The organism is Salinivibrio sp. HTSP, from assembly GCF_003390965.1.
GTDB classification, from domain to species: Bacteria; Pseudomonadota; Gammaproteobacteria; order Enterobacterales; family Vibrionaceae; genus Salinivibrio; species Salinivibrio kushneri.
Genome location: NZ_PXUD01000089.1, coordinates 1 through 4,027, shown reverse-complemented (window position 1 = coordinate 4,027; position 4,027 = coordinate 1). Strand labels below are relative to the sequence as shown.

The 4,027-nt window shown below is 43.2% G+C and carries 4 protein-coding genes; 3 read left to right on the top strand and 1 reads right to left on the bottom strand.

What is annotated here, in order from left to right; genetic code table 11:
• Nucleotides 1-83 precede the first annotated feature (83 nt).
• Nucleotides 84-770, bottom strand: coding sequence for a type 1 glutamine amidotransferase domain-containing protein (locus C7A19_RS14090; protein WP_116645193.1), 687 nt, complete (start codon nucleotides 768-770; stop codon nucleotides 84-86).
• A 261-nt stretch (nucleotides 771-1,031) separates the two neighbouring features.
• On the opposite strand from C7A19_RS14090, the gene C7A19_RS14085 reads away from it, so the two are divergent.
• The 3 genes from C7A19_RS14085 (at nucleotide 1,032) to C7A19_RS14075 (ending at nucleotide 3,103) form a co-directional block, all read left to right on the top strand.
• Entirely contained in the window at nucleotides 1,032-1,574 is a 543-nt protein-coding gene (locus C7A19_RS14085) for a copper resistance protein NlpE (protein WP_046075759.1), read from the top strand.
• A 282-nt stretch (nucleotides 1,575-1,856) separates the two neighbouring features.
• A complete protein-coding gene (tssD, locus tag C7A19_RS14080) occupies nucleotides 1,857-2,333 on the top strand; it encodes a type VI secretion system tube protein TssD (protein WP_116645192.1) in 477 nt (158 codons plus the stop codon).
• Complete coding sequence (locus C7A19_RS14075; protein ID WP_116645191.1) at nucleotides 2,324-3,103, top strand: DUF4225 domain-containing protein; 780 nt, start codon at nucleotides 2,324-2,326, stop codon at nucleotides 3,101-3,103. The genes tssD and C7A19_RS14075 overlap by 10 nt, the downstream gene beginning before the upstream one ends.
• Nucleotides 3,104-4,027: the final 924 nt, after the last annotated feature.

Here is a 4,027-nt window from a genome sequence, read left to right as displayed (position 1 = left end):
TTCAACCTGACGGGTTTGCCAGCTTCGCTGGGCAAACAAAAAAAGCGCCCGCAGGCGCTTTCATCGAGAGACTATCATGTAACTTACTTTAACAACGCCAATACCGCGTTAACACAGGCTTCAGATGACACCGGATTTTGCCCTGTCACCAAGTTGCCATCGGTGACCACATACGAGGTAAAGTCATCCGCTTTTTCATAAAGACCGCCGTTTTCTTTGAGCATATCCTCAACTAAAAAGGGAACTACCTCGGTTAAGCCAACCGCAGCTTCTTCACCATTGGTAAAGCCGGTGACACGTTTGCCTTTAACCAGTGGCTCGTCACGATCTGAACGCGTGTGACGGAACACGGCGGGACCGTGGCATACCGCACCAACGGGTTTGCCCTGATAATAGAAGGTCTCAATCAGCTGACGAGATGTTGGATCTTCCGCCAAGTCCCACAATGGGCCGTGTCCACCGGGATAGAAAATCGCGTCGTACTCGTACGCATTCACATCGCTCAGCTTGACGGTGTTATTAATCATATCTTGCAGCTCAGCATCGCCATCAAAGCGGCGAGTGGAGTCCGATTGCGCATCTTCTGCTTCGCTGTTTGGGTCAATCGGTGCCGCGCCACCTTTAGGGCTCGCAACCACAACGGTTGCTCCTGCATCTTTAAACGCGTAATAAGGGGTGGTGAACTCTTCAAGCCAAAAGCCTGTCTTGTGTCCCGTATCGCCCATGGCATCGTGAGATGTCAGCACCATCAAAATTTTGTGTTGTTGCATCATCGCTCCTTATTGTCACGCGTTTGGGTAGTATTTGCTTGGTTTTCATTGAGTAGACTAACAAGACATGAGTGTTAACGTAAAAGGTGGCCGCTTAGATCACTCTCATCAGTTGACGGTTTTTTTACGTTTATTGTCTAACGCTGACCTAATGCTAGCGCAATAATGACACCTAAGCGCAGCAAACGCCTATCATGAAGTCATTCATCGCTGGCCCCCAGCAACGATTTAGCCTTTAAACATTGATTAAACGAGGTAAACATGAAAAAAACCTATTTACTTGCACCACTGGCACTGGTTGTCGCACTGGTTGGCTGTGAACAGCAAACCAACGAACCACAAGAGGCGCAATCGCAAGTCGAATCTAGCTTAGACGACGCCCAAAATGCAGTGAAAGAAGGCACAGAGCAAGCGATGGATAGTGCAGAAAACGCCATCGATAGCGCAGAAAACACCGTTTCTGAAATGGTTGATCATCATAATGCAAAAACATCACTAGACTGGAACGGTACGTATCAAGGTGTGGTGCCCTGCGCCGACTGTGAAGGTATTGATACCACACTAACACTGAACCCAGACAATACGTATTCACTCACCAAAACCTATCTGGGCAAAGAGGGAGAAGCCCTTAAAGAATCGGGCACCTTCAAGTGGGATGAAACAGGCAGTGTCGTCATCCTTGAAGGGCTGACTGACAGCCCTAACCACTTCTTTGTGGCGGAAAACCAGGTAATCATGCAAGACATGAACGGCGAAACCATCGAAGGCGACCTTGCTGAGATGTATCACCTGAAAAAGCAGTAATCTATCAAAGGTCTGTGATCGGCTGTTTGGCAGGTTACAGGCCCTTTTCATCCTAACCTTTAACAGACTTCATCTCTTCTCCATTTGTTAAGTGAATATTGTCACCGAAATGCCCACCAACAGCAGATAGTTCGACACGATCTAACTTAATACATTGATTTTACGATACCTTTACATTTCCCATTCAGATGAGAGGTTGATTCCAGAAAACCCTTTGTCTTTATTTCTGGCCAATCAAAGTTGATATATTCGGCGGATAAATAGCCAAGCTAGGAGTAAACCGTGGCCCATACCGCATACATAAAGATGATTGGAGAAACGCAAGGCTGTATCACCCAAGGTTGCAATACCGATGACTCTATAGGGCGAAAAGCGCAGATTTCACACACTGACGAAGCAACAGTCTTGGCTAGCAACTACTCGCTAGAAAAAGAAGCGGACCAAGTCAGAAAAACTCTCAGTGCTTTAACCATCACAAAGCCGATCGACAAGGCCTCCCCTCTTCTTGGACTTGCTTTTTCAAAACAAGAGAAGATTCAGTGTGAAATAAGGTTTTACAGAACCAATGATAAAGGCCACAACGAAAATTACTACACCATTGAGTTAGTTGATGCCGTTATCGCACACCTGTCGTTTAACCAGCCTCACGTCCTTATTTCTGGCGATGAAGATATGTCCGAGGATATTGCTCTTCGGTATAAAGATATCGTCTGGAAGCATAATATTACTGGTACCCAAGGCTACGAACGATGGGAGTAAGATCTAAGCCCTCACCTTACGACATTGCCGTTGTAAGAAAAGCTGGCAAAGGGTTAACCATGCAAGCTACAAGCCTCGCTAATCGTCATATTCGAAGCGGGGTCTTGAAGAATCAATTCGTCAGAGAGATTGATCGGTTTGAGCAATGCTTGGTTAATGACGTTGAGCGGGGTAAGAAAACCAAAGCGCAAGCTCTTACCGAAATGAAAAGAGAGCAATCCAGCTTAATGGAGCAGTCTTCGTTAATTGCCTCAAAAGGAATCGGTACTATTGCCGGCGCCATGCAAGTTGCCGCGGGTGGAGCAATATGCATTTACTCTGCCGCATCATTATGCTCGATCGGCGCATTGTTGGTGACTCATGGGCTTAACAACATGTATGAAAACGGTAAATACTTTGTCGATGGCGACGAAAATGCAACTGGCTTGGTTCGCGAAGCTTATCAAGGTGCCGCCGAATTTGCAGGATATCCTAAAAGCTATGGAAACATGGCCTACTACGGTGTAGATTTAGCCTTGTCGGGCTATGGGATTTTCGCGAAAACTACAACAGTTAAAAACGCAGCTGAGACTTATCAGATAGTATCCAAGACCAACTTAAAGCCGATGCCATGGACAAAAAGTCCAAAAGCCAAACAGCTCAAACTATTTAGATACAGCGCAGAAGACTACCTAAGAGGTTATCAAGCCTCAAGCCGACTATCTCTGGGGGCAGAGTCCGTAAGTGATAGTTTTACAACATATTCATTGTATAAAGAGGTACGAAAATGATCTCTCCTATATTGTTTTTTGTTATCTCTTTTTCCTTAATATATTCTCTTTGGCGCCTAAATCGCATACCGTCGAATGGTACCCTCCTTTTGTTAAAATTTATATTTTTTTTATTCTTAGGCACTCAGTTCTGGGCAATATTCCAACATGGCACACAGACGGCTGGCGTGGCAGCTAGGATCCCTTTTTTTGAGGCATTTATTGTTCGTACAATGAACTTACCAAACCCTACAATCCAGTGGGCATCTCTGTTTTTTTTCATCTTAACACTGGTGTTTTGCCTACCAAAGCGAGTTATCCAATAGATAATGTAAACAATAGTACACCTCATTGACACATAAACTCTTTGATGGAAAAATACACGTCTATTAATACTTAAAAAGAAGTTTGAAAAGAGAGAAAACTATTAATCAAATATTGTTCATAATAATCACTACATTAATCGCCTGTCACTTCAGGAGATGGTCCAAGAAAAGATCAAAAAGATGTTTATACATTTTTAAATATATCGTTTTATTTGTTGTTGGCGTACAATACTACTCAATTTTTTCATACAGTATGCCAGTAAAAGGGGGAGTGGATGGCAGGATTTTTTCTTTGAAGATTTTTTGGTAGAAAGCCTAGACTTGCCCAACAGTGTTCAATTCTTTGCTTTGGCTTTCGTTATTTACCTAGCATTTTTTTGCCATCCCAAACGAGAACAATAAAAACTTCACATATGTGTGTTTTAAGATAAAACATTTAATCTTTATTTTAGATGGTAAAGCACTTAAAACATTGACCTATGGTACAGTGACTTATCTTGAAGGCGACGAGAGAACTCTCTTTAGCAATAGAAGGCACAAGTGATTATTACACTGGAAGAAAATATATAAGGAGATAAACAATGAACGCTGAATTATCTTTTTCTCTTATATCAATAAT

Coding starts and splice junctions, on each gene's coding strand:
- C7A19_RS14090 (WP_116645193.1), bottom strand. CDS start 770: ATGCAACAACACAAAATTTTGATGGTGCTGACATCTCACGATGCCATG.
- C7A19_RS14085 (WP_046075759.1), top strand. CDS start 1,032: ATGAAAAAAACCTATTTACTTGCACCACTGGCACTGGTTGTCGCACTG.
- C7A19_RS14075 (WP_116645191.1), top strand. CDS start 2,324: ATGGGAGTAAGATCTAAGCCCTCACCTTACGACATTGCCGTTGTAAGA.